Source organism: Okeania sp. SIO2C9, assembly GCF_010672455.1.
In the GTDB taxonomy this organism is placed as follows: domain Bacteria; phylum Cyanobacteriota; class Cyanobacteriia; order Cyanobacteriales; family Microcoleaceae; genus Okeania.
On sequence record NZ_JAAHGO010000236.1, the window covers coordinates 1 to 1359 of the forward strand.

3 protein-coding genes are annotated in these 1359 nt (G+C 44.0%); 2 read left to right on the plus strand and 1 reads right to left on the minus strand.

Translation table 11 applies throughout. The features are described 5' to 3' along the window. Positions 1–237: 237 nt before the first annotated feature. Together rpmF and F6K23_RS40610 are read left to right on the plus strand one after the other, a co-directional pair. Positions 238–414, plus strand: a complete 177-nt coding sequence (gene rpmF / locus F6K23_RS40605; RefSeq protein WP_293166889.1) for a 50S ribosomal protein L32 — start codon at positions 238–240, stop codon at positions 412–414. A gap of 82 nt (positions 415–496) precedes the next feature. Further along, positions 497–1090, plus strand: a complete 594-nt coding sequence (locus F6K23_RS40610) for a sulfite oxidase-like oxidoreductase (protein ID WP_293166891.1) — start codon at positions 497–499, stop codon at positions 1088–1090. Between the two features lie 67 nt (positions 1091–1157). Here the strand turns inward: F6K23_RS40610 and F6K23_RS40615 are convergent, their stop codons facing one another. Further along, the gene (locus F6K23_RS40615) at positions 1158–1340 is read right to left on the minus strand and encodes a hypothetical protein (RefSeq protein ID WP_293166893.1); all 183 of its coding nucleotides are present in this window, start codon (positions 1338–1340) and stop codon (positions 1158–1160) included. Positions 1341–1359 lie beyond the last annotated feature (19 nt).

Consider the following 1359-nt stretch of genomic DNA (forward strand, 5'->3'; position numbering starts at 1 on the left):
TCTAACGAGTTACCACCAGCACCGGAAGCTATACCAGAGACAACTACTGATGAGTTACCACCAGCACCGGAGACAAATACGCCTTCATCTCAAGAGTCTCCCTCAGAGCGAGAAGCACCAAATGTACCGACTAACTAGCTAGCTTCTGTCTCAATCTGCAACCATTGCCTCACCAACTCAATTGGTAAATGAGACAATAGAATAGAAAGGCTGTCTAAAATTTTAGAACTTACGAGCATGGCTGTTCCTAAGAAGAAAACTTCAAAAACTAAACGAGACCAACGCCGGAGCAACTGGAGACGCAAAGCAGCACTTGAAGCTCAAAAAGCGATCTCTTTGGGTAAGTCGGTCTTAAGCGGACGTTCTACCTTTGTCTATCCTACAGATGAGGATGAAGAAGACGAGGAAACCTAGAATTGAAAAAATTTACTCCTGGATGCAAAAGTTGGCGCTACGCTTTGATTAGTAACTCAAACCCCCTTTATAATTGAAGAGTATGCTCGGAAAGTTTTTCCGCAAACCAGAACCTGAACAAAGCGATCGTGTTCCTCCCGGTCAACGTCTGAGCAAAGGCTTTCCCGTGCTAACCTATGGTCAGATTCCCCAAATTAACACTGAGGATTGGGTATTTCGCGTTTGGGGTCTAGTCACAACTAAGACTTTTAGCTTGTCAGACTTTATGGAAATGCCCCAGCATGATTTCACAGCTGACTTCCACTGTGTAACCCGCTGGTCAAAACTTGATGTCAAATGGAGAGGTATCAGGGTTACTGACTTGATGAGCCAACTGGAAGTAGACCCGAAAGCTACTCACGTCATGGAACATTGCTATGGTGATTACACCACTAATATAGCTCTTGAGGACTTGGTTCGAGAAGAAAACTTTTTTGCTCACACCTTGTTTGGGGAACCTCTAGCAGTTGAACATGGTGGTCCTCTGCGACTAGTGGTTCCTCACCTTTATGCTTGGAAAAGTGCGAAGTGGATTAATGGCTTAGAATTTCTCGATCATGAAGAATTAGGGTTTTGGGAGCGTAACGGTTATCACCATCGAGGAGAACCTTGGGCCCAAGAGCGCTACAGCTTTTGATCTATGCCCGCCGCCAACCGATATAGCACTATAGCGCGGCGGGTATCCTAATTACTGGGGAAGGATATCAAAATTGCCGTGATTGTTGTCTAACTCTACCGGAGCTAGCAGCTTGTTGTAGGCGAGTTAAAGCTTCTATATCTTCTAGATTATGCCTAAGTGTAAATATTAGTCTCATTTGCTCTTCAGTTTCTGTGCTTAAATATCCTGATTTAAGCACTCGATCAACAATTTCACTAATTATAGACATGGTTATTGTGCCTTAACCT